The 23,660-nt window shown below is 45.9% G+C and carries 18 protein-coding genes and 2 tRNA genes; 2 read left to right on the top strand and 18 right to left on the bottom strand.

Going from position 1 to position 23,660, the window contains the following annotated elements:
• Positions 1 to 37 precede the first annotated feature (37 nt).
• From pheS to leuB, 13 genes are all read right to left on the bottom strand, one after another.
• On the bottom strand, positions 38 to 1,072 hold the full coding sequence (gene pheS / locus MHI38_RS24960) for a phenylalanine--tRNA ligase subunit alpha (protein ID WP_154886900.1): 1,035 nt from the start codon (positions 1,070 to 1,072) through the stop codon (positions 38 to 40).
• A 420-nt stretch (positions 1,073 to 1,492) separates the two neighbouring features.
• Positions 1,493 to 3,394 (bottom strand): ribosomal protection-like ABC-F family protein, encoded by a 1,902-nt coding sequence (gene abc-f, locus MHI38_RS24955; protein ID WP_341181819.1) that lies wholly within the window; start codon positions 3,392 to 3,394, stop codon positions 1,493 to 1,495.
• A 450-nt stretch (positions 3,395 to 3,844) separates the two neighbouring features.
• Positions 3,845 to 3,915, bottom strand: a tRNA-Gly gene (locus tag MHI38_RS24950).
• 11 nt (positions 3,916 to 3,926) lie between these two features.
• Positions 3,927 to 4,000, bottom strand: a tRNA-Pro gene (locus tag MHI38_RS24945).
• Between the two features lie 141 nt (positions 4,001 to 4,141).
• The gene (locus MHI38_RS24940; RefSeq protein WP_341181818.1) at positions 4,142 to 6,268 is read right to left on the bottom strand and encodes a bifunctional diguanylate cyclase/phosphodiesterase; all 2,127 of its coding nucleotides are present in this window, start codon (positions 6,266 to 6,268) and stop codon (positions 4,142 to 4,144) included.
• Between the two features lie 309 nt (positions 6,269 to 6,577).
• Positions 6,578 to 7,534, bottom strand: coding sequence for an aldolase catalytic domain-containing protein (locus tag MHI38_RS24935; RefSeq protein WP_090922231.1), 957 nt, complete (start codon positions 7,532 to 7,534; stop codon positions 6,578 to 6,580).
• 83 nt (positions 7,535 to 7,617) lie between these two features.
• A complete protein-coding gene (locus tag MHI38_RS24930; RefSeq protein ID WP_154886907.1) occupies positions 7,618 to 8,937 on the bottom strand; it encodes a hypothetical protein in 1,320 nt (439 codons plus the stop codon).
• Positions 8,934 to 10,049, bottom strand: coding sequence for a DUF58 domain-containing protein (locus MHI38_RS24925; RefSeq protein WP_341181817.1), 1,116 nt, complete (start codon positions 10,047 to 10,049; stop codon positions 8,934 to 8,936). The genes MHI38_RS24930 and MHI38_RS24925 overlap by 4 nt, the downstream gene beginning before the upstream one ends.
• A 4-nt stretch (positions 10,050 to 10,053) precedes the next feature.
• Complete coding sequence (locus MHI38_RS24920; RefSeq protein ID WP_090922225.1) at positions 10,054 to 11,019, bottom strand: AAA family ATPase; 966 nt, start codon at positions 11,017 to 11,019, stop codon at positions 10,054 to 10,056.
• 119 nt (positions 11,020 to 11,138) lie between these two features.
• Positions 11,139 to 12,245: an ATP-binding protein gene (locus tag MHI38_RS24915; protein WP_090922223.1), complete on the bottom strand. Its 1,107-nt coding sequence runs from the start codon at positions 12,243 to 12,245 to the stop codon at positions 11,139 to 11,141.
• Positions 12,246 to 12,717: 472 nt separating this feature from the next.
• Complete coding sequence (locus MHI38_RS24910) at positions 12,718 to 13,134, bottom strand: hypothetical protein (RefSeq protein WP_090922221.1); 417 nt, start codon at positions 13,132 to 13,134, stop codon at positions 12,718 to 12,720.
• Between the two features lie 356 nt (positions 13,135 to 13,490).
• A complete protein-coding gene (locus MHI38_RS24905; RefSeq protein ID WP_090922219.1) occupies positions 13,491 to 14,030 on the bottom strand; it encodes a peroxiredoxin in 540 nt (179 codons plus the stop codon).
• A 368-nt stretch (positions 14,031 to 14,398) separates the two neighbouring features.
• Positions 14,399 to 15,484 carry a 3-isopropylmalate dehydrogenase gene (leuB, locus tag MHI38_RS24900; RefSeq protein WP_110897647.1) on the bottom strand — a complete coding sequence of 362 codons (1,086 nt, stop codon included), beginning with the start codon at positions 15,482 to 15,484 and terminating at the stop codon, positions 14,399 to 14,401.
• A 252-nt stretch (positions 15,485 to 15,736) separates the two neighbouring features.
• On the opposite strand from leuB, the gene MHI38_RS24895 reads away from it, so the two are divergent.
• The gene (locus MHI38_RS24895) at positions 15,737 to 16,717 is read left to right on the top strand and encodes an aldo/keto reductase (protein WP_090922215.1); all 981 of its coding nucleotides are present in this window, start codon (positions 15,737 to 15,739) and stop codon (positions 16,715 to 16,717) included.
• Positions 16,718 to 16,925: 208 nt separating this feature from the next.
• Here the strand turns inward: MHI38_RS24895 and MHI38_RS24890 are convergent, their stop codons facing one another.
• The 4 genes from MHI38_RS24890 to ilvB all read right to left on the bottom strand — a co-directional run bounded on the left by MHI38_RS24890 (position 16,926) and on the right by ilvB (position 22,160).
• Complete coding sequence (locus MHI38_RS24890; protein ID WP_341181816.1) at positions 16,926 to 18,467, bottom strand: 2-isopropylmalate synthase; 1,542 nt, start codon at positions 18,465 to 18,467, stop codon at positions 16,926 to 16,928.
• A 140-nt stretch (positions 18,468 to 18,607) separates the two neighbouring features.
• Complete coding sequence (ilvC, locus tag MHI38_RS24885) at positions 18,608 to 19,600, bottom strand: ketol-acid reductoisomerase (protein WP_090922211.1); 993 nt, start codon at positions 19,598 to 19,600, stop codon at positions 18,608 to 18,610.
• A 329-nt stretch (positions 19,601 to 19,929) separates the two neighbouring features.
• Positions 19,930 to 20,412, bottom strand: coding sequence for an acetolactate synthase small subunit (gene ilvN / locus MHI38_RS24880; protein WP_090922209.1), 483 nt, complete (start codon positions 20,410 to 20,412; stop codon positions 19,930 to 19,932).
• Positions 20,409 to 22,160, bottom strand: coding sequence for a biosynthetic-type acetolactate synthase large subunit (ilvB, locus tag MHI38_RS24875; RefSeq protein WP_090922207.1), 1,752 nt, complete (start codon positions 22,158 to 22,160; stop codon positions 20,409 to 20,411). Before ilvB ends, ilvN begins: the two co-directional genes overlap by 4 nt.
• A gap of 598 nt (positions 22,161 to 22,758) precedes the next feature.
• Between ilvB and MHI38_RS24870 the strand changes: the two genes are divergently transcribed.
• Entirely contained in the window at positions 22,759 to 23,202 is a 444-nt protein-coding gene (locus MHI38_RS24870) for a GNAT family N-acetyltransferase (RefSeq protein ID WP_373323213.1), read from the top strand.
• 6 nt (positions 23,203 to 23,208) lie between these two features.
• On the opposite strand, the gene MHI38_RS24865 is transcribed toward MHI38_RS24870, so the two are convergent.
• Positions 23,209 to 23,583 (bottom strand): hypothetical protein, encoded by a 375-nt coding sequence (locus tag MHI38_RS24865; RefSeq protein WP_154982995.1) that lies wholly within the window; start codon positions 23,581 to 23,583, stop codon positions 23,209 to 23,211.
• Positions 23,584 to 23,660 lie beyond the last annotated feature (77 nt).

Raw genomic sequence — 23,660 nt, 5'->3', positions numbered from 1 at the left:
TTTGTATTAGTTTGACGTTCATTGACAATCAATATCATTACAGACGTCCGAATTGTTTCAGGAAAGTCTGATCACTGTTATAGAAATGACGAATATCATCTATGCCGTACTTCAGCATCGCGATCCGTTCTACACCCATACCAAAGGCAAAACCACTGTATTTCTCCGGGTCATATCCGCCCATCTCCAGCACTTTCGGGTGAACCATACCGCCGCCCAAAATTTCGAGCCAGCCTGTTTGCTTACAGACACGACATCCGCTACCACCGCATTGTACACAAGTTACATCCACTTCCGCACTTGGCTCGGTGAACGGGAAGAAGCTTGGACGCAGACGAATTTCCGTGTGAGCGCCGAACATTTCACGCACAAATTGCAGCAACGTTCCTTTCAAATCACTCATTCGAATGTTTTCACTGATTACAAGGCCTTCGACTTGATGGAACTGGAAGGAGTGTGTCGCATCGTCGTCATCACGGCGATATACTTTACCAGGGCAGATGACTTTGACAGGCACCTCACCTTTCATGCTTTGCATCGTACGAACTTGTACTGGAGAGGTGTGTGTACGCATCAACAGATCCTCAGTAACATAGAAGGAATCCTGCATATCACGCGCCGGGTGGTTCTTCGGCAGATTCAGAGCTTCGAAGTTGTAATAGTCCATCTCCACCTCAGGACCTTCTGCTACGCGGTATCCCATACCGATGAAAATATCTTCGATCTCCTGCACCACTTTGGTCAATGGATGCAATCCGCCTTGACGTCCGCGACGCCCCGGCAAGGTTACGTCAACCTTCTCGGATTGAAGACGCTTCGCAGTCTCTTCCTTTTGGAACTGCTCCTGCTTACTGTTGATCACCTCTTCAATCGCTCCACGAACCTCGTTACCGACTTGCCCAATGACTGGGCGTTCTTCGGCACTTAGTGAACCCATGCCGCGCAGAATCTCAGTCAGTGCCCCTTTTTTGCCCAAATACTTTACACGCAGATCAGCCAGCGTCTGCGGATCGTTAACGCCCGATAGCTGTTCCAGCGCTTCGATCTTTAATGCTTCCAAACGTTCTTTCATGTGTAATTGCCTCCTTTAAATGCTGTTATTGCAACAAAAAAAGGCCTTTTCTCCCCAAAAGGGACGAAAAGACCGTGGTACCACCCTTGTTAGACTCCCGTTGTCACATTGCAAAAAAGCTCTGCAACACGTTCTGTCTCACTTTGTACGGAATAACGACCGTTAACCGTTTACCCCTACTTTCGTCTCTGTGTCTGCACACATCATCAGGTTCAGGGAACCGCTCCGGAGTGAATTTCGGCAGCCTGGTTCTACAGAAACGCTCTCAATCTACGGCGCTTCCTCCCTGTCCAGAGGCACTGCTTACTTGTCTCCATCAATACGTTTGTTCAAATTAAACTAACCTTTATCGATACCAATGATCGATGATCGTTCATTATTATATGCAAAATACGGTGAAATAGCAAGCATGCCCAATTGCTAATTTGCAGATGCACCTTGATTTCTCAGCTCCTTCAACCGTTGTTGAATGACACGAATCTCGGCTGATTCCGCCTCCATCTCTGCCGCAGGCTCCGTGAGCGAAAAGCGTTCTCGTTCCGTTCCTGCAGGACTTGCGGAAGAAAGCAACTCAGACAGTCTCATCTCCAGCCGCAGACGCTCATCATCCGAATCACGTGTGCCCAGTGCAGACTCCCGTAGTTGCACCGTTTGTTCCCAATCGGCTACACCGCCTTCGAAGAGCGATGCTGTTCCATCCGGCTTTAAGTCGCACAGACGATTCGCCAAAGATCGGGTCAACATCCTGTCGTGGGATACGATAACCAGTGCGCCAGAGGCTTCTTTTAACACATTCTCCATCACTTCCTGGGTGTCGATGTCGAGATAATTCGTTGGCTCATCCAGTACAAGCAGATTAGCACCGCCGAAATACAACCGTAGAAAGGCTACACGGCATTTCTCCCCCATACTTAAATCTCCAATACGTTTAAACACATCTTCTCGTGAAAATAAAAAACATCCCAGGATGGTTCGCGCGGCACTTTGCGTCATGGAAGGAAGAACCAGCAAACTGTCCAGCAGCGTTGCATCCCCAGGCAATCCCTCCAGTTCTTGTGAAAAGTAACCGATGCTAAGCTGGGGATGACGGCTGATCTTTCCCTGTAAAGGCTGAAGCTCTCCAATTATTAATTTCAGCAACGTGCTCTTGCCCGATCCGTTTGCCCCACGCACGGCAAGCCGATCCCCACGCTCGACCGCAAGCCGCAAATCATAAAGAAATGACTGCTTTGGATCGTATGAAAAACTCACTTCTTCCAGCGCAAGAAGTTGACGTGCACCGAGTGAAGTCATTTGTAGCTCCATATTCAGTTTCGTAGCTTCCCGTGGTTTATCCACTCGCTCATTTTCGAGCCGCTCCAGTTGCTTCTGTTTGGCATGATAACGCGAAATATTTTTGTTGGCTCTGGCCTTGTAGAAGCTCTGGGTAATCTTCACCTCTTGGCCTCCTGCCGAGTCATGAGCTTTATGGAACCACTGCTGATAATTACGAATGGTCTCCTCCAGTGCTTTACGTTCCAGCTGTTGCTTGCGATAAATCGTCTCCTGTTCCTTCAGTTCCCGCTCTTTATGGCCTTTGTAATCGGTGTAACCGCCCTTATATTTGGTTAGTTTCTCTGCATTAAATTCAATTACACTGGTCGCTACCCGGTCAATAAATGTCCGGTCATGGGATACAAACAGCACCGTTCCCTCGTATGCGGATAACCAAGTCTCCAGCCAACGCATGCTCTCTTCATCCAGATGGTTCGTTGGTTCATCCAAAATCAGAAATTTGGGATTGCTGACCAGCAGTCCTGCAAGTCGTGCTTTCGTTTTCTGACCACCGCTGAGTGAGTGATAAGGCCTGCTCCAGTGTTCTGTAGTAAGCCCGAGGCGGGTTAATACCTTCTCCACCTCTGTTTCCCACATGTAACCGTTCAATTGCTCATATTCCTCCAAAAATCGGGCATACTCGTTCAGCAAAGCGTTATCTTCGGTACCATCAGCATCGCTCAATCGGCGCTCGAGTTCTTCCAGCTTCCGCTTGATTTCATCAATACGTCCACTCTCCCGCCTTACTGCATCCAATACATTTATTCCACTCGGCACCTCTGAGCGCTGACGCATGAAACCCCATTCTGACAATGGAAGTTGACGATCAATCCGTCCACCTCCATCCTCCTCGCCGAGTATAATCCGTAAAAGTGTCGTTTTACCGCATCCATTGCGGCCTAGTATGGCAAGTCGTTCGCCCTCGTTAATTTCAAGGTTCAATCCGGCAAACAATTCATTACCGTTCCATTCTTTTGATACTTCATGTAAGCGCACCAATGTCGTCATGAGTCCTCATCCTTCCTGAACAAAAAATCCAAAAAAAAACCGCTGGCATCAGCCGGCGGTTTAGCAATTTTGAATGGATTAACGCGTTCAAAATACAGATATGAGGCTACCATAGCATGAACAAAGAAACCCTGACGAGGGCCTACGCAAGCCGAAAAACTTGCTTCTTCCATACTATTCCCTATAGCTGAATTTGGACACACGAATCCCCTCATTGCTCAGCCGCTCGGCTGACTGCGTCATACAACAATCTGCAGTTAACTGGGGTTCACTTCATGTGTCTTACTTCATGGGACGTATGGTTACCTCTCATTCATGTGTAGTATCAATTCTCCGTTATTGTACCAGATCATTGAAAAAAAGCAAAGGTCAAGATGTCATTGTCTGTATCTAAATTCAAAAAAAAGAAAAACCCTTGAACATCCAAGGGTTTTCCAGGTACTGCTGTTAAGCGGGTGATGGGAATCGAACCCACGCTATTAGCTTGGAAGGCTAAAGTTCTACCATTGAACTACACCCGCAAAATGAACAATCGGGACGACACGATTTGAACATGCGACCCCCTGGTCCCAAACCAGGTGCTCTACCAAGCTGAGCTACGTCCCGTTAAATTCCAAATGGAAGTTAACAGTGATTTTACAAAACCTAATATACCACGATCCGCACTAACGTGCAAGGCATATCAACAGTTTTTTCCTAGAATTGGATACCAGAAAGGCAGGAACGCTCTCGCGACCCTGCTACTCCTTATCCCGCAGGCTTGTCAATATCTCTAAGGAACCTTTGCTCAAAGTCCGCCGCTTCAATCGGTTTACCGAAAAAATAACCTTGTGCCTCATGACAATGCTGATTGCGAAGAAACATCATCTGTTCCTCGTTCTCAACACCTTCTGCTGTAACCTTGAGTTGTAAATGGTGTGCCATCGAAGTAATCGTGGATACAATAGCAGCGTTATTGCTGTCTTCCATTATTTCATTCACAAATGATCGGTCAATCTTGAGCCGGTCAATCGGCAGATCCTTGAGATAATGTAGTGAGCTGTATCCCGTGCCAAAGTCATCAATACTGATATGTACACCTATCTCTTTAATTTTATGAAGCTGTTCAAAGGCCCGGTCTTTGTCAAACGTCATGCTCTCCGTGATCTCCAGTTCAAGCCATGCCGGTTCAAGTCCCGTTTCTCTGAGAATACTGTTGATGCTGTCGAGCAGGTGGGAATGTCTGAACTGTCTCATCGACAGGTTAACGGACACACATAACTTGCGATATCCCGCTTCCTGCCATAGCTTGTTCTGTGCACATGCCTCTCGCAGCACCCATTCTCCAAGCGGAACAATCAGTCCACTCTCCTCGGCCAGCGGAATAAACTCTGCCGGTGACACTGAACCGCGTTGCGGATGATGCCATCGCACAAGGGCTTCCATGCCTACGATCAGTCCGCTTTGCAGATTCACCTGAGGTTGGTATACCAGATAAAACTGCCCCCGAGCCAATGCTTTGCGCAGATCATTTTCAAGTTGCAATCGTTCCTGAGCTTTCATCTGCATGGCATGTGCGTAGCGGTTGAGTTCAATTCCCTGCTCCTTCGCACTATGCAGAGCCGTATCGGCATTCTGAATAATCTCTTGGGGAGATTCTCCATCATAAGGAAAGATCGCCATACCTATGCCCAGCGTAAGATGATATTCGCTCCCATCCACCATAACGGGTTTCTCAAAAAGTTGCAGAATGGACCGTGTCCGGCGTAATGCCGTATCTGTACTATAAAAGTCCGTCATGGTCAGCGCAAATTCATCTCTACCTAGACCAAACACCTCTTCTCCCGGAAGAGATGAATGATTCAATCGCTGTCCAACCTGACGCAGAACCCGATTAGCCGCTTGTTGTCCCAGGGAGTCATTTATGGTTTTGAAACGATTAATGTTGAGTACAAGTACACCGACGAGCTTTTCCTCCACAACCGCATCATCCAGCATGAGTTGCAGGCGTTGACTTAGGCGACGGCGATTTGGAAGGCCGGTGACGTCATCATGGTGTGCGATATAGTTCATTTTGGCCTCAGCGGCCTGTTGTTGCAGGAAGGGGGTATCAACTACGGATGCATAGAGCCCCTTTTGAATGAAAAAGTAGCCCAAACAATTGCTTAGCATACCAAGCAGCAGATTGAGATCGTCCACTACACTTGCAGTCACGAAATACCCCTGACCTAGCAGAAAACAGAGTATACCGCTCAGGATAGGTGGTAGATCGGCGTTTTTTGTCTTTTTCCACTGCACATACAGAACGACAGCCCCAGTAACATACAGCAGACCTGCGACCCAATGCAGGCGAGTGAATACTTTACCAAGCAGATGACCATCAAGCATCTCAGGTAGAAAACTCCACTCTTGAATAGAACAGATGTACAAAATCAGAAAGGCACCAAGGGTAGCGCTGAACAGAAGAAATTTGCGCGGTAATGCAACTTGCTTCTCGTGTATGCTATATATAAATAACAGTCCCGCAGAACAAACCAGTGATCCCATCGTTGACATCATTAATGAAAAATCGGATTCCATCATCGCTCTGTTAGGAACTTCTTCTGCAAACGAAACGATATGCACCAGTTCAAATAGACCTAACATTAAAAAGAGTGTTGTCATTAACACTCTGCGTAGCGTCAATTTTTGAGTTTGAAATAGCCAGCTTTGATTATAAATACCGATACAGGCGGCCGTTGCAGCAAATCCACCTAAAAGTGTTATCACCGGGTAACCCGAATAATTCAGATCATAGCCTGAAGAAGAACGAAACCATTGACTTACGAGGAAAAACAATAAGCCGCCGATGGCGACCCAACCTATTTGACTCTGACCTTGCGTTTTAAACTTCATGCCATGTTTTCCTTCCCGGGATCACTATCCTGTAATACGTGTACAACTGAATTCTATTGATCTGATTCACCAAGTATATTACACATTTCGACAAAAACATATATTGACCACTGTTTAATTTAAAAATCCATATATTCTATCTGGTACATAATAACATTTAAATCCCTATTCGTGAACTAAAAAATAGTTATAAGTAGGAATATCTATTCATGGAAATGAGTAAAAACAAGGCACAAAGAACTAAAAAAACATGGACCCCGAGTAAGAGGCCATGTTTTTTCAAATTTACAACTGTATTTAAGACTATTTTTATTTATCGAAGTTTACTTCAGGCGTTGTCAACTTATCATAGAAGTCAACGACTTTGTCTTTGTTCTCCGATGAACGAAGTGCCATAGCCGACCTTGGATGCTCATCCAGCGTCCCTGTAATCATGTAAGGCAGGATATAACCCCATTCTTCTTTTTCTCTCAGTGGAACCATAAGCTGTTCCAATACTTCAAGCACTGGGCGTAAATTATACTTGGTTCCTTTCAAATGTGCTACCAGCAGTTCTGTTGGGCAGTTTCCTGCAGCGCGTCCCATACCGTATACAGAAGCATCCAACAATTCAACTCCAAGTTCAGCGGCTACGAGCGTGTTAGAGAACGCAAGTTGCATGTTGTTATGCGTGTGAACGCCAAGACGTTTGTTCGGAAGATGAGTTTTGAACTTCTCCACCAGATATTTCACATCGTTATGATCCAGACTACCGTATGAGTCTACGATATAGACAACATCAACGGAGCTCTCCTTGATCATTTCAAAAGCTTCCAGCAATTCATTCTCCATAACATTCGAGAGTGCCATAATATTCAGTGTTGTTTCATAACCGCGATCATGGAACGTTTGCACCAGTTCAAGCGCCTTGTCCACATCTTTACTGTAACAAGCGACACGAATCAGATCCAGCATGCTCTCACTGCGCGGCAAAATATCGTTCTCATCTACACGTCCTACATCCACAAGTGCAGACAGTTTGGTGTTGCCTTTTTGCGGAATGACTTTACGAAGAAAATCATCATTCAGGAAGCGCCAAGGTCCGGCATCTTCGGAGCCTTTAAGCAATTTCGGTGAATTTTTGTAGCCAATTTCCATATAATCAACGCCAGCTTCATTCAGCCCTGCATACAGCTTTTGAACAAAGTCGACGCTAAAGTCCCAATTATTCACCAATCCACCATCACGAATGGTACAATCTACAATTTTACTATGATTTGTCTTCATTAATGTCTGCTCCTTTTCTGACCAACTTGTGTATTCCTCTCATGATACTTGAACGTGACAAGAAAAGTAAAGGGATTCCGGGCTTATTTACTGTAAGATTTCCAGATTCGGTCCATCTCAATCATATCCGGGTTATGTTCATCTTTCTTCCCGTAGCGCACAGCATTATAGACTTCAGGAAGCCTCGTTGCCAACTCTTGCTCTGTGCCCTCTTTACTCTTAAGATAACTCTCCTTAATGCTTTCCGCTGTCTCTAGTGGCGTATAAGACTTCTCAACCTTTACTCCCCGATCCATCGCATTGCTTACCCATACCCGATAATAGTATCGAATACGCTCTCCAGCCTGAGTGGGGACAGGTTCCTTTTTGCGGAACCATCGTTTACGAACCTTTGTGGGCACCTCCAGCGTTTCGCTGATATCGACATAATCCGTTCTCGGTTCTTGTCTTTTTTGCCCAGGCTGTAACAATCCTTTGAAACGCTCCGCCAGTTTGTCCATGATGGTTCTGCCCAGTTTGACCAAAAGCCATAAAATCACAGCCGCCGCTGCCCCAAAAACGATCCAGCCGAGGATTTCCCAGAATAAAGAAGGATCTGAAGGTGGCTCTCTGAACTCATCCGGCAGGTTCATCGGCTCATTCGGCATCTCAGGTGTAAGTGGCGGTTCCTGAGGTGAAGAAGCTCCGAACAGACCTCTGATCCACGCAAGCAGACGATCCCGCAACGGTGCGAGCCATGCAGCAAGACTCGGAAAAGCACCGATACCTGCAATAATAATTAACATCCATAGGATCCGAAGGTGGTTTGCTCGTGTGAATTCCCGCAGTACCAATCTGCGCTTGCCATCATTAAGTACCGCACGATCCAGTTGTGCCCTGTATTGTCCCACAATCCAACATCCGAAACTGATGACTCCAGCAGCATAGATGTAGCCCGTGTACATCTGCATCGGTAGCATGAATTCAATTTGCATTGCTGCGATCGTGGATACAATGGCACTGATTACACCCACGAGTTGCAGGCGCCACAACCTGCTCGAATGAAAAGCAGAATCAAAATTCAAACCTGTGAGTGCAGCGATAAATAAACCTGCTCCAAGCGTAATGATTGCTGGGAGTGAAAGCGTCAGTAACATACCAGAAACCCATACGAACAAAATACAGATAGCAAATGCCATTACACCTCGAACGAATGAGCTTTTCTCAATAACGCTCGTAAAACGATGCTGAATCCATAGACCGAGCAGGCCTGCCATAACATATAAGCCGAACAACAGATATGGAAAATAAGCGCGGGTATACAATGATGTGATCGTAAAGATTGGAAACAAATATATGCCTATCGAAAGAACAGCCAACATGGATATGATATGCGCTCGCTTTATTGCATCATTTTCACTCATGCGCCCACCGCCCCTGTATCACGCTTCAACTGCTCTACAGGCAAAACCGTTACCCGATGCCCCTGCTCATGCAAACGTTCGATTTCATGTTCCATGGCAACCGAGACATATGATGTAATCAACAAATAACTGCGAATCTGCTTCTCTTCTTCATTCAATCGTACTTCATCTTGCAAAAACTGCTCCATCGGTACCAGACACTTTAATTCAGTTTCAGCCATAGCTTCCAGTAACATCTCCAGATGAGGTGTACCGTAATCCGGTTCAATACGAAGTACATCGCGTCCCCCGCCTACACGGTAGCCGTTATGTGCAAATCCAGCAGGCAATCCTCTTCCAATGGCCTCTACCACTGCAGTGGCTGCGTAGCGGAGTGCCTGCTCAATCAGTTCAGGCCGAGTAACCACACTCCACATCTCAGCAGAGTCCTGTATATTTACAATAATCCATGACTGGGGATCTGCCGTCCAGCCTTGCTTGTACACCTGAAGTTCTCCTGTCCGCGCACTTGCTTTCCAGTGAATACGATTCATTGGATCACCAGCCCCATAAGGCCGCACCCCCAGGATTAGAAACGGGTCTTCTACAATCCAGCGAGAAACTTCCACCTCTCCTTGCCACACTTGATAGATGGCTGGCATATCTTCCGTGTTAACCAATGAAGGATATGCAATCATCGTCATCTGCACAGGAATCGGCTTTGAGGAACGCCATACTCCAAATAGATCTCCACCGGTCATGGTAGTTGTATCCATCGTGTACACACCCCGCTTGGAGCAGACAAACGGATGAGTGCGTGTAATCCGATTATACGGTTTTAATGTGAAAACACTTTTATGGTTCTGATAAATATTACCTTGACTAATATCCATACCTGAACCTGAACGAAACACAAATGAAGCAGGCATCATTGCTTCAAGTCTAAGCCAAGGTACAGAAATTCGTTTTTCATTGGATATCGTTTCGATCATCTCCAGTTCATCACCAGCGTAACACCTTGTTTTGCTGAACTGTCTACTATACTTGAGATTTCGCAACACAGGCCGTCCAAACCATATGCCATGCAACACAATCACTAAACTCCCGACAACGACAAGCCATAGAAGTGCCATAAGCTTAACGTCCGCCTGTAGTAAGTGTCTCGGTTGGCACCTCGGTTTCGGTCAGAATCTGTTGAATGATGAGTTCCGCAAGTCCTTCTTGCTGTCTGATTCGATTACGAAACACCAGGCGGTGAGCCAGAACAGGCTCTGCCAGTAATTTAATGTCATCAGGTACAACATAATCTCTGCCGTGAAGTGCCGCCCATGCCTGACTTGCTTTTAGAAGCGCCTGAGCCCCTCGTGGACTAACCCCAAGTGACAGTTCAGAATGTTTTCTCGTTGCTTCAGTGAGTTGTACAATATAAAGCAGGAGGTCCTCGTTTATGTTAACCGTCTTATACGTTTCCTGTGCTCTCAGAAGTTGCTCGCGCGAGATAATAGAAGACAGATCATTTACTGAGCGGCTGGCCACCGTCCTTCTTAGGATCTCTACACTTTCTTCATCAGTTGGGTACCCCATGCGAATCTTCATCATAAACCGGTCCATCTGAGCTTCGGGTAACGGAAATGTTCCTTGATTATCAATAGGATTCTGAGTCGCGATAACGATAAACGGCCGCTCAAGCTGCCTTGTTGAACCATCAATGCTGATCTGGCGTTCTTCCATACATTCGAGCAAGCTGGACTGTGTACGTGGTGTTGCTCGATTGATCTCATCTGCCAGTACAAGATTCGCAAACAGCGGTCCGGGCCTGAATTCGAAATCCCCTGATTTTTGATTATAGAAATGGATACCCGTCAGATCTGATGGTAGCAAGTCAGGTGTAAACTGTATCCGCTGAAATGTGCAGTCCAGTGAAGACGCCATCGATTTGGCTAGCATTGTTTTCCCTGTACCAGGGACATCTTCCAGAAGTACGTGACCTGATGCAATGATCGCTGTCAACATCAGTTCCATTGTATGCTCTTTACCCACAATCACTTTGCCTACATGTTCCATGAATTGTCCGTTCATTTGCTCCATATCTTGAATATTCAAACAAATCCCTTCCTTCCGCGATGCTTATGTATTCGCATTCATTTCTAACTATAACCCTTATCCTGCCAACAAAAAACAAAGGAATCGGCAAAATACCGATCCCTTCAGAAAACGTTTGGTCAATTCACCAGTGGAAGCTTGATCATAAAGCTGGTGCCTTCACCCTTTTTACTATCCACAGAGATGGTACCCCCATGATTTTTAATAATACGGTAACTCACGGAAAGTCCCAAACCCGTGCCGCTTTCTTTTGTGGTGAAGAAAGGATCGAATAAGCGTACCAGCGTGTTATGATCCATACCTCTTCCATTATCCGCAATCGTAATTTGCACAAAATTATTTTCCGTAGCTGTTGTGATTCGGATCAAGCCTGTATATTCTTCACCGACTTCTTCAATGGCGTCCATTGCATTTTTGACCATATTCAGAATGACCTGTTTGATCTGTTTCACATCAATGGATACATTAAGCGGGGTGTCATCCACCTCAAGCAGAATTTCGCATCCTTTCATCAACCCTTCACTCTCGGTCAATAGAACGACCTCTTTAAGCAAAGATTCTACGGTCATGACCGTTTTCTGCGGAGCCGAAGGTTTCGAGGAGTTCAGAAATTCATAGATAATGTCATTTGCCCTGTCGATCTCGGTGAGTATGATTCTGGCATACTCGTCTTTACCCAGCTGTAGCAGGTGGGGCCGAAGCAACTGGATGAATCCGCGAATGGCTGTTAACGGGTTACGGATCTCATGAGCAATTGATGCGGAGATGCGGCCAAGCATAGCCAGTTTATCGTTTTGATAGGCCGTCTGCTCGATCTGCTTATAATCCGAAACATCCTTGACACTAAAAAGAAAATCGCCATCCATCTGATCACCATAGGTCACGGTCACAAGCCAGTGCCTTCCATACTCATCCGTCAGTTCATGATAACGCTTACGATGAAAGATCGTTTCCCGATAAATTCGTAAAATTTTCTTTTTCTTAAATCGGCTCATCTGGGGCAGACGCAACATCTGCATTAACGTGCAACCGCTTAACAGATCTCTCGGCAGCTCCAGCAGCTTAGCCATCTGAACGTTAATAAACGTCAAGACCCCATGATTATCAAATAACATAATACCGCTATCCATGTGTTCTAGTACATTTTCATACTTATTGTTATCCAGATGTACTTGAGGAATCACATCCGTTGGTTGAGGCGCTATATCCTGAAATTCACGAATCACTTCAGGTTCCTCCTTTTCACGTAAATGATAAACTTTGCCGTTCGGACATCATATCATCACAGAAACAGGAAGGGCCGATTTTTTATTGATTACCGGGTCCCTTTCATTAGGGGGCTGAGCCGAAAATAGGATGGCATGTCCGGAACTTAAGCTGGTCTAATCCGGCTCATTCAAGAATGTCCGGAAAAATCATTTACGTTTTGTTCCTTACTAACCTTTTCCAATTCCCAAACGAAAACCCTTTATTTTGCTCCGCCTCTTTTGCAAGTCTGCTTTTATCATAGACAAGTTTAGGGAATAGAGTCAATCGGAGAAAGTGTCGAATGGAAATTATTTTGCAAAAAAAAAGAAAAGATCACTCTAAAACACACAAAAAACGAAGCCTCCTCTCCATAAAGGGAGATCAGCTTCGTTTCATACTGCTTATTACAGATATAGATATTGGTCTATCCATGTCACATCTCACTGCAATCTATAGCCCAGTCTTGTTATGCTGAATTTTAAGTTTTCGTTGACTCATGACGGCAAGGCGGCGTTTCAATTCGCTCTCCCATTTCTCATCCTTCATTTCCTTGGCGAGCCGTAGCAGATCAAGTGACATATCAATCTGACGCTGAACAATCACCATTGCATCTTCACTTTCACGGTTTACGCAATTTTCGAAGATGGCATCCTCGTCTTCTGTCACATAGTCTTGAAAATCAATCTCAGAAGCCCCATCGCCATGCGCATATTCAGCAAGAATTTCATATTCATTCTCAACCTTGTAATGCACCTCAACCCGGTGACACACCGGACAAAACAGCAGGGGAACATTATGAACCTGGGTGCGGTAATGCTTCAGCGTGCCCTTCGTTCCCACCATACTTGCCCCACAACAGTAACTCATTTTTGTTCACCCTCCTTATTAGGTGCCGGGAATTTAGTCAATATACACCCGTGCACTTGAAAGACCTCCGAAAGGGAATCGTTCAAACAGTGTATCACATTCATATGCAAATTATAAATGCGGATTACCGGAATGACTTAAATTACCGGGTTTCCATACCCTATTCGCCTTACAAGCCTTCAATTCCTCTTTCTTCTATAAAAAAGAAGATCTTCTTCTATTACATTATTAACACGTCTGACAGCTTGTTCAAACACCTTTATTAAGTTAACGGTATATCTTTGAAAAAGGTTGCAAAAAGCCCTCAATCCCGAGGGGGATGAGGGCTTGAACATCAATCGTTCAAGTAAACCGGCTTACAGATTGCTGTCGCCTGGTTTCCAGTTCATTGCACACAATCCACCGGATTGAAGTGCTTGCAGTACGCGAAGTGTTTCTTCAACACTGCGGCCTACATCGTTGTGGTTAACGACTTGATATTTCAGTTCGCCTTCTGGATCGATGATGAACAGACCGCGCAATGCTACGCCTTCTTCTTCAATCAGAACGCCGTAATCTTTAGCTACTTGCTTCGTAATATCGGAAGCAAGCGGGAAGCTCAACTGACCAAGACCGTTGCTGTCTTTAGGTGTGTTGATCCATGCTTTGTGACTGTGTACGGAGTCTACGCTCACGCCAAGGATTTCTGTATCCAAAGCTTTGAATTGCTCAGAAGCATCGCTCAAAGCTGTAATTTCAGTTGGGCACACAAATGTGAAGTCCAAAGGATAAAAGAAGAATACGAGCCATTTGCCACGGTAATCGGACAGTTTAACGGATCCAAAATCTTGTCCGTCTCCTGATACTGTTTCCATTGCGAAATCTGGTGCTGGTCTACCAACCAAACGTTCTGCCATAACTAAAAATTCCTCCTTTGGGATTATGTAAGCATCCATATGGATTGCTCATCATCAGGATGCACGCAGGGCGCTTGTCCTGTCATTAAATTTGTTGATACTTGTTCTCAAGTACAAATAAAATGTTATCATCCGTACTTCTCAAAGTCAAGATTATAAACGTTATTTTTTTATAATAATTATAAATAAGAAGTTTTCGTGCCGAATTCAAGTTGTAAATGAGAAAGGAACAGCCCTTTGCATTCTCCACTATTAGAAACCAAAAGACGGTCTGCTAGGGCATCAAAGGGCTGTTTCTTATACGAACCACAGGACTGTAACCTGAGATCTGTTAATGTCTCAATAAGTGAACAAGGCTGAAACGAAACTTAAGCTTTTTTCTGAATAGCTGCAACAATCAGATCGCCCATTTCGGTCGTGCTGATCGCTTTGCTCTTATCGACAGCAATGTCACTTGTACGGTGGCCCGCATTCAGCACGTTCGCTACCGCTTCTTCAATGGCATCTGCACCTTCTGCATAGCCAAACGTTGTACGGAACATCAACGCGAGTGACAAGATGGTAGCAATCGGGTTAGCCAAGCCTTGACCGGCAATATCCGGCGCTGAGCCGTGTACCGGTTCATACAGACCGAAGCTTCCTTCACCCAGCGATGCCGAAGCGAGCATACCGATGGAACCTGTCAACATAGCCGCTTCATCACTCAGAATATCACCAAACATATTCTCTGTTACGATGACGTCAAAGCTTGCCGGACGACGCAGCAACTGCATCGCGCAATTGTCTACAAGCACATGCTCGAGTTCAACATCCGGGTAATCTGGAGCTACACGGTTAACGACTTCACGCCAGAGGCGGGATGTTTCCAGTACGTTAGCTTTGTCGACAGAAGCCAGTTTTTTACGGCGACCTTGAGCGATCTCAAATGCTTGACGAACGATGCGCTCTACTTCCGCAACATTGTAAGCACAAGTGTCCACTGCCTCTTCACCTTGGGCACTTTCACGTCTGAACTTCTCACCGAAATAAATTCCGCCCGTCAGTTCACGAACAACCATCAGGTCTGTACCTTCAAGTACTTCCGGTTTCAGCGTGGATGCGTCTTTCAAACAGTCAAACACAACGGCAGGACGCAGGTTGGAGAACAATCCAAGCGCTTTACGAATACCCAACAGTCCTGTTTCAGGACGCAACTCTTTACTGTTATTATCCCATTTCGGTCCACCTACTGCTCCAAGCAACACTGCATCTGCATTTTTACATACAGTCAATGTTTCTTCCGGAAGCGGCGTGCCCTTCTCGTCAATGGCAATACCACCAAACAGTGCGTGCTCTGTTTCAAAACGATAACCGAATACTTCCTCCGTACGTTTCAGAACTTTTTCCGCCTCGGCCACAACTTCAGGACCAATTCCGTCACCTGCGATTACTGCAATTTTTTTCACGTCTGCCATAGGTTGTCCACTCCTTCATTTTCATTCATCACTGATCCGCCCATGTTAGCGTTTCTGTGTAAACATCGTCTCATTAATAACTCTCTTCTTTGTATCATATTCTACGGTCATTTGACCAAGATATACAATCTATGACTTTAATAGTTTTTGCCTATAAGAAGATCATTACAAGCACTTCGAAGTTGTTCGCCAGTTCAGGGTAAGGTAAAATATAGCTGAAATCAAATCAGGTATGCTGGAGGGATGTTTAACATGCAATATTCGTATTTGGGTAAATCAGGCCTTAAGGTCAGCCGTATCTGTCTTGGTACGATGAATTTTGGACCAGCCACGGACGAGAAAGAAGCTTTCCGCATTATGGACGCAGCGCTGGATGCCGGCGTTAACTTTTTTGATACCGCTAACATTTATGGCTGGGGTGAAAATTCCGGTCTCACCGAAGAAATCATCGGACGTTGGTTCAAACAAGGCGGAGGCAGACGTGAAAAGGTCGTGCTTGCCACCAAAGTCTACGGTTCCATGCATGATGAAACAGATGGCCCTAACAATGAAGCCGGTCTCTCCGCCTATAAAATCAGACGTCACCTTGAAGGCTCTCTTCAGCGTCTGCAAACCGATCATATTGAATTATACCAGATGCACCATGTCGACCCTGTTATCACATGGGACGAGTTGTGGGGTGCATTTGAACATGCAGTATACCAGGGCAAAATCGGATATGTCGGTTCAAGTAATTTTGCCGCGTGGCAGATCGCCCTTGCTCAGAGCGAAGCGAAAAACCGCCACTTCCTCGGCCTTGTATCTGAGCAACATAAATACAGCCTGAACTGCCGCCTGCCTGAACTGGAGGTATTACCGGCGGCTAAAGCCCTCGGGCTTGGCGTTATTCCATGGAGCCCGCTGGATGGCGGTTTGCTCGGACGCAATGCCTTACAGAAACTTGAAGGGACTCGCAGTGGAGGCATTGCAGAACGAATTGAGAAACATCAGACGCAGCTTGAGGATTTCGCCGCACTTTGCCGTGATCTTGGTGAGCCACAGGATACAGTTGCACTTGCCTGGGTAGCTGCCAATCCAGCTGTTACTGCGCCAATCATTGGTCCGCGCACACTGGAGCAATTCGAGACCGCCTTGAAATGTCTTGACATGACGCTCGATGAATCCACTCTTAACCGTTTGGATGAAATCTTCCCTGGTCCTGGCGGACACGCCCCTAACGCATACGCTTGGTAAATTTACAATAAAAAAAGTCTGACCCTTGTTGGACTGTACTCATAGATAGACTTCATCACGTCTACACTAAAGGTACATTTGACTCCAGAAGGGTCAGACTTTTTCACATGTTCGGCTTTAGCTTTACTATACCGACTATGGCTTTACTATACCGACCTAGTTAGCAGGTTTGTAAATTTGTACTTCAAGCACACCGTGCAGTACTTCTCTACAAATTGACGTTCACACGGTTGGTGTACGTTTTACGTTTCTCAATGAGTTGGTTCAAGCCGTCAACATACGCACGAGCGCTAGCACCGAGAATATCTGTGCTCACACCGCGCCCTTGAACAGAAACTTGATTTTGGGTAAGGACAACATGTACTTCACCAAGTGCGTCTTTACCGTGTGTTACGGATTTGATGGAATAGTCCGATAGCGTTACTTCTTCTCCGCTCACGTGATCAATAGCGTTATAGATCGCATCCACCGAACCATTACCTTCTGCCTGTTTTTCCACCGTCTCCCCATCCAGCGTAGCAATACGAACTTTCGCTGTAGGCACGGATTCATCACCGTACGTAACAAAGATCGATTCCAGTTTGTACACCTCAGGTGCATCCTGTAACTTTTCTTCGATTACGGCAAGCAGGTCTTCATCGGTAACTTCTTTTTTCTTGTCTGCCAGATCTTTAAATTGTGCAAAAGCACGGTTCAATGCTTCATCATCCAGCTCATACCCAAGTTCAATCAAGCGTTCACGGAACGCGTGACGTCCGGAGTGTTTACCAAGCACTAGCTTGCTCTCTTTGAGACCGATCGTTTCTGGCGTCATGATCTCGTAGGTTGTTTTTTCCTTCAACATACCATCCTGGTGAATACCGGATTCATGAGCAAAGGCATTAGCTCCAACGATTGCTTTGTTGCCAGGAACAACCATACCGGTCAAACGGCTAACCAAGCGGCTGGTACGTGCGATCTCGGACAACTGCAGTGTCGTTTTCGCCTGGAAAAACTCCTGACGTGTTTCGAGTGCCATCGCAATTTCTTCAATCGCGGTGTTGCCTGCACGCTCTCCGATGCCGTTAATCGTACCTTCAATCTGATCAGCGCCGTTCAAAATGGCGGCAAGCGTATTCGCTGTTGCCATCCCCAGATCGTTGTGACAGTGTGCACTCAGCTGAACTTTATCGATGTTATGAACATTTTCTTTCAGATGTTTAAAAATATTCCCGTATTCATATGGGCTCAGGTAACCGACCGTATCTGGAATGTTAACGACAGAAGCACCCTCTTCAACTGCCATATTTACCATTTCCACGAGGAAATCATACTCGGTACGCCCTGCATCCTCCAGGGAAAACTCAATCTTGGAAAATGTCTTCTTCGCATAACGAATCGCAGAGCGAGCCGTGTCCAGAACCTGCCCTTTATCCATGCGCAACTTGTGCTGGCGATGGATTGGCGAAGTGGCCAGAAATACGTGAATGCACGGGTCTTCCGCACCTTTAAGCGCTTCTTTCACCGCATCAATATCCTGCTCTCTGGAGCGGGACAAGCCGATCACCGTAATATTTTTAACCGCTTTCGCTACGGCGTTAACTGCGGCCAAGTCACCCGGAGATGCTGCCGGGAAACCTGCTTCCATCCGGTCAATGCCAAGACGCTCCAGTTGATGGGCAATCTCCACCTTCTCGCGAGTGTTCAGATTGACTCCTGGAGATTGTTCTCCATCACGCAGCGTTGTGTCAAATACATAGATTTTACGCACCTTCGCACCCCCTGCATATTATTTATTTCTGTAAACCAGAATAGCGGCTCACGCATAAGCACGGCCGCTATTTCCAGTTCACGCTGTAAGTTGCTCGAATCCCTTAAGATGCTTGTTCAAAAAGTGAACGGAATCGTTGCTTACTTTTTGATCCAGTGCATCATTTCACGCAATTGTCCGCCAACCACTTCGATTGGGTGTTCAGCTTCGTTACGACGTGTTGCTGTCAAGAATGCACGGCCGGATTGGTTTTCCAAGATGAAGTCACGTGCGAATTTACCTTGTTGGATATCGGAAAGCACTTCTTTCATTGCTTTCTTCGTATCTTCAGTAACGACGCGAGGTCCAGTTACATAGTCACCATATTCCGCAGTGTTACTGATGGAATCACGCATGCTTGCAAGACCACCTTCGTACATCATGTCAACGATCAGTTTCAATTCGTGCAGACACTCGAAGTACGCCATTTCTGGAGCATATCCAGCTTCTGTCAACGTTTCGAATCCAGCTTTAACGAGGGCACTTACACCGCCACACAGAACCGCTTGCTCACCGAACAAGTCTGTTTCTGTTTCTTCACGGAAGGAAGTTTCGATAACGCCTGCACGTGTACAGCCGATTCCTTTAGCATAAGCGAGACCGATGTCTTTCGCTTTACCAGTCGCATCTTTTTCGATCGCGATCAGACCAGGAACACCGAATCCTTCTACATAGGTACGACGTACCATGTGACCAGGGGACTTAGGAGCTACCAGCAATACATCGCTGTCTTTTGGAGCAACGATTTGGCCGAAGTGAACGTTGAAACCGTGAGAGAAGAGCAATGCTGCGCCTTTTTTCAGGTTTGGTTCGATTTCGTTTTTGTATACAGAAGCTTGTGTTTCATCCGGCAGCAAGATTTGAACCACATCTGCACGGCTAGTTGCTTCAGCCGGAGACAACACTTCAAATCCATCATTTTTAGCAGCGTCAAAAGATTTACCTTCACGAAGTCCGATGACTACGTTCAATCCGCTGTCACGCAGGTTTTGTGCCTGAGCATGACCTTGGCTACCATATCCGATCACCGCGATCGTTTTTCCTTTCAATACGCTAAGCTCTGCATCCTGTTCATAATAAGTAGTTACTGGCATGTTATAAGTCCTCCTTTGTATTGTAAAGAACCCTTCATTAATGAGCGGGTGTCTCAATGGACCGGTCAACCTCACATTTTTTAAAAAATTACCTGATCAATGCTGATTATCGCCGCTTCTGATCTGATCCGATCCGTTCAGACACCCGCTCGTTAATGCGGGGGTGTGGCTCTCTTTTCAAGCGTTACATCACTAAAATGTTACTTTACAGCAGTTACTGGACTGACACATTTGGATCAGATAGCATTTATTTTACGCTAACTGAGCATTTTCACAAGTAAATCATTGTGTTCATGTATGGATCAGCCCATCTTGATTTCATTATACCTCTATACGTTGCCTCGTACCAATGCTGTTACGCCTGTACGGGACAATTCACGAATGCCATATGGCTTGAGCAGTTCGATCATCGCATCAATTTTGTCTGTATCACCAACGGCCTGTACCATCAGACTTGCTGGGCCTACATCGACAACCGATGCACGGAAAGTTTCCACTACACCCAAAATTTCTGGACGCTCAGAGGGCTCTGCCTTCACCTTAATCAGCGCGAGTTCACGAGCAACCATCGGTTTCAAGCTAAAGTCAACCACTTTGATAACATCAATGATTTTATACAGCTGTTTCTCAATCTGTTCGAGTGTTTTGTCGTCACCAATCGTAACAATGACCATTCGGGAAAGTCCTGGCTCTTCAGATTGACCTACTGTAATGCTTTCGATGTTATACCCGCGTCGACCAAACAATCCGGATACACGCTGAAGGACACCTGGCTGGTCATTAACCAATATCGAAATCGTATGTCTTATCATTCTTCAGCATCTCCCATCAGCATTTGATCGATTGTTGCTCCTTGCGGAACCATTGGATATACATTCTCATCCTTACGTACAACGAATTCTACAACGACTGGCCCTGGTGTATCCAAAGCTTCCTGCCATGCACGCTCGGCTTCTTCCTTGTTCGTTGCCCGCAGTCCCTTCACTCCATAAGCTTCAGCCAACTTCACAAAATCAGGGCTTCCTGCCAGATCAATGTGACTGTAGCGATTTTCGTAAATCAGTTCCTGCCACTGACGAACCATACCAAGTACTTCGTTGTTAATAATTACAATTTTAACTGGAATGTTATTGATCGCACAGATTGCCAGTTCCTGAGAACACATCTGCATCCCGCCGTCCCCATTAATGGAGATTACCAGTCGATCCGGATTAGCCATTTGTGCACCGATCGCAGATGGGAATCCAAAGCCCATTGTTCCAAGTCCACCTGAAGTAACCCATGAGCGCGGTTGATTAAATTTGTAGTATTGTGCTGCCCACATTTGATGTTGTCCAACGTCCGTTGTTACGATTGCTTCACCTTTTGTGGTGTCGTTCAACAATTCAACAACCCATTGCGGCTTTAACACTTCATCCGAATCCGTGTAGCTATATGGCTTTTCCTGTTTCCACTGTTTGATCTGATCTCTCCAGGCATCTGCACGTTCAGCACGTCCAACTTCCTTGTTTGCAATCTCCAGTACTGTTTTCACATCGCCTACAATTGGAATATCAGTCGCAATGTTTTTGCCGATCTCTGCAGGATCAATGTCGATATGGACAATTTTCGCGTGTGGTGCGAATCCGTCCAGCTTACCCGTTACCCGGTCATCAAATCGTGCACCGATGTTGATGAGCAAGTCCGATTGCTGAATGGCCATGTTCGACGTGTAGGTTCCGTGCATTCCCGGCATTCCAGTCCAAAGCTCATGTCCACTTGGAAAAGCTCCAAGTCCGAGAAGTGTTGTTGTGATCGGGATGCCCGTCTTCTCCACAAACTCGAAAAGCGCTTCGTGTCCGCCAGAGTAAACTACACCGCCACCTGCAATAATCATTGGTCGCTCTGCTTCCTGAATGGCCTGTGCCAAGCGATCCACCTGCAGTTTATTCGGTACCGTGCGTGGATTGTACCCTCTCAATATAACAGGTTCAGTGCTCGGTTCAAACAACGTTTTGTTTGCCGATACATCTTTTGGAATATCGATCAGTACAGGTCCTTTACGTCCGGTATTAGCAATATGGAATGCCTCATGAATGATGCCCGCCAGGTCTTTTACATCTTTCACCAGATAACTGTGTTTGGTGATCGGCATTGTAATACCAGTGATATCCGCTTCCTGGAAAGCATCCGAGCCGATTAAGCTGGAATTGACATTACCCGTAATGACAACCAGTGGTACGGAATCCATATATGCCGTTGCAATTCCTGTAACGAGGTTCGTTGCACCTGGACCGGAGGTCGCGATACATACGCCGACTTTTCCACTTGCTCGTGCATAACCGTCAGCCGCATGAATGGCACCTTGCTCGTGACGAGTTAGAACGTGTTTGAAATCTTCAAAGCCATACATCGCATCGTAAATGTACAATACCGCACCGCCCGGATAACCGAAGACACAGTCCACACCTTCAAGCAGCAAACTTCTTAGCAAAATCTCGGAACCGCTAATGACCTCCGGCTTCATCCATCTTTCACGTAATTCATCTGTCGATCGTACTTCTGGAATTTGAGCTCCCATTAGTCATCCTCCTCTCGAAATTTACACCATTCTGACATAAAAAGGTACAAAAAAACCTTCCATCCCTGCAAACAAGTTCATGCTTGCGAGGGACGAAAGGTTATCGCTTCCGTGGTACCACCCAACTTTGTCCGAAATTTCGCAATAACGGACCTTACCAGGTATAACAAAACGATGTACAAACGACGTAGTCGTCTCCCATACCTGTTGTCTGTAACGCAGACTTACGATTCCCCCTAATACGCATGGATTTGACGTTCCAATGCTTTTCAGGAAAACAGCTCCGAGGTGAGCTCGTATATAAGGGGTAATGGTGGTGGTTTCAGCAAATCCATCCACTCTCTGAGCAAAAGAGCCCTTAAAACTTCGTCCTCTTCATAGCCGATGAAATATTCTCGTTAAATGTTAGGAACATTATATGATTCCTCTAACCGATAAGTCAATACCTGTTTTTGATAAAAATATGCTAACCACATTTACACACGCTCTCCACTCTATGATTGCCTCAATGTCCGGCCTTCATGCAGTCACCTTTTATCACGCCCCAGGCATAAGATATACAGGCCGCACGACTGGCCTTGAAAGGAGGCCCCGCATGATCATTCGTCAGCGTTCATCCAAGCTGGATGACGGAGCAATTATGAAGCTGATTGACACACAGCTTGTTCCTTTATCACATATGAGCGAGAAGGAAATCCATAAAATACGCAAAGAAATACCCCTGCGAATGAACAGGGGCATGACCTTTGTAATCTCGCCGGAGCCAAATAAACCTGCTGTGGCATTCATTCATTTTCTCATGCATGGAGAACTGCTTTACGTAGATATGATGGCCGTTAGTTCGAAAGAGCAACGAAAGCGTTACGGACAGACGTTACTGCATGAAGCAGAGAACTTTGCAGCATCACGTGGTTGCAAAAAATCCAAAGTCATGGTGGATGAAGGCAATATCAAGGGGAATCAATTCTATCAAAAAAATGGATATCAAAACCTGAGATATATCCTGATCAGTCGCTGTTACGAAATGGAAAAAAGACTCTAGTCGCTTTTAGAAAAATCCAGGCGGTCTCGGTCCGGGACCATAAGGACCATATCCTGGGCCTGGGCCGTAACCCGGTCCGGGTCCATAACCAGGGCCGTACCCTGGGCAACAATCAGGTTTCGGACCTGGACCATACCCTGGTCCGAATCCCGGGCCTTGGCCATAAGCATAAGGTAAGGTCGCAATGGCCAGCAGATCAAATAATACCAAAGGCAAGATGGCCTTGGTACGTACTTTTTTTCCACCTAAACGCTTGAGAACGAGTTTGTTACCTGATACTTTTAACAGTTTCCCCGTAACCCGAGTACCGTCTTTTTTGACCGCAACTATGTTTTTGCCTATAAGTTTCATCGCTTCAGTACGCGTAACCTGTTTTCTCATACTATCCCTCCTCCTCGGATCATTCAAAACAGTGTATTCGTCCATGACCGAATTCGCCTGTTTCTTTGTCCCTACCG

Source organism: Paenibacillus sp. FSL K6-1558 (assembly GCF_038002565.1).
GTDB classification, from domain to species: Bacteria; Bacillota; Bacilli; order Paenibacillales; family Paenibacillaceae; genus Paenibacillus; species Paenibacillus polysaccharolyticus.
Note: the sequence above shows the minus strand (reverse complement) of the source record. Positions and strands in the feature narration are given on the sequence as shown.

What these genes read in the sequence shown, in the direction of transcription:
- MHI38_RS24940 (WP_341181818.1), bottom strand. Translation starts at nt 6,268, where the DNA reads ATGAAGTTTAAAACGCAAGGTCAGAGTCAAATAGGTTGGGTCGCCATC.
- MHI38_RS24865 (WP_154982995.1), bottom strand. Translation starts at nt 23,583, where the DNA reads ATGAGAAAACAGGTTACGCGTACTGAAGCGATGAAACTTATAGGCAAA.
- MHI38_RS24930 (WP_154886907.1), bottom strand. Translation starts at nt 8,937, where the DNA reads ATGAGTGAAAATGATGCAATAAAGCGAGCGCATATCATATCCATGTTG.
- leuB (WP_110897647.1), bottom strand. Translation starts at nt 15,484, where the DNA reads ATGGCAGACGTGAAAAAAATTGCAGTAATCGCAGGTGACGGAATTGGT.
- MHI38_RS24895 (WP_090922215.1), top strand. Translation starts at nt 15,737, where the DNA reads ATGCAATATTCGTATTTGGGTAAATCAGGCCTTAAGGTCAGCCGTATC.
- ilvN (WP_090922209.1), bottom strand. Translation starts at nt 20,412, where the DNA reads ATGATAAGACATACGATTTCGATATTGGTTAATGACCAGCCAGGTGTC.
- MHI38_RS24925 (WP_341181817.1), bottom strand. Translation starts at nt 10,049, where the DNA reads ATGGCACTTCTATGGCTTGTCGTTGTCGGGAGTTTAGTGATTGTGTTG.
- MHI38_RS24910 (WP_090922221.1), bottom strand. Translation starts at nt 13,134, where the DNA reads ATGAGTTACTGTTGTGGGGCAAGTATGGTGGGAACGAAGGGCACGCTG.
- MHI38_RS24935 (WP_090922231.1), bottom strand. Translation starts at nt 7,534, where the DNA reads ATGAAGACAAATCATAGTAAAATTGTAGATTGTACCATTCGTGATGGT.
- abc-f (WP_341181819.1), bottom strand. Translation starts at nt 3,394, where the DNA reads ATGACGACATTGGTGCGCTTACATGAAGTATCAAAAGAATGGAACGGT.
- pheS (WP_154886900.1), bottom strand. Translation starts at nt 1,072, where the DNA reads ATGAAAGAACGTTTGGAAGCATTAAAGATCGAAGCGCTGGAACAGCTA.
- MHI38_RS24905 (WP_090922219.1), bottom strand. Translation starts at nt 14,030, where the DNA reads ATGGCAGAACGTTTGGTTGGTAGACCAGCACCAGATTTCGCAATGGAA.
- ilvC (WP_090922211.1), bottom strand. Translation starts at nt 19,600, where the DNA reads ATGCCAGTAACTACTTATTATGAACAGGATGCAGAGCTTAGCGTATTG.
- ilvB (WP_090922207.1), bottom strand. Translation starts at nt 22,160, where the DNA reads ATGGGAGCTCAAATTCCAGAAGTACGATCGACAGATGAATTACGTGAA.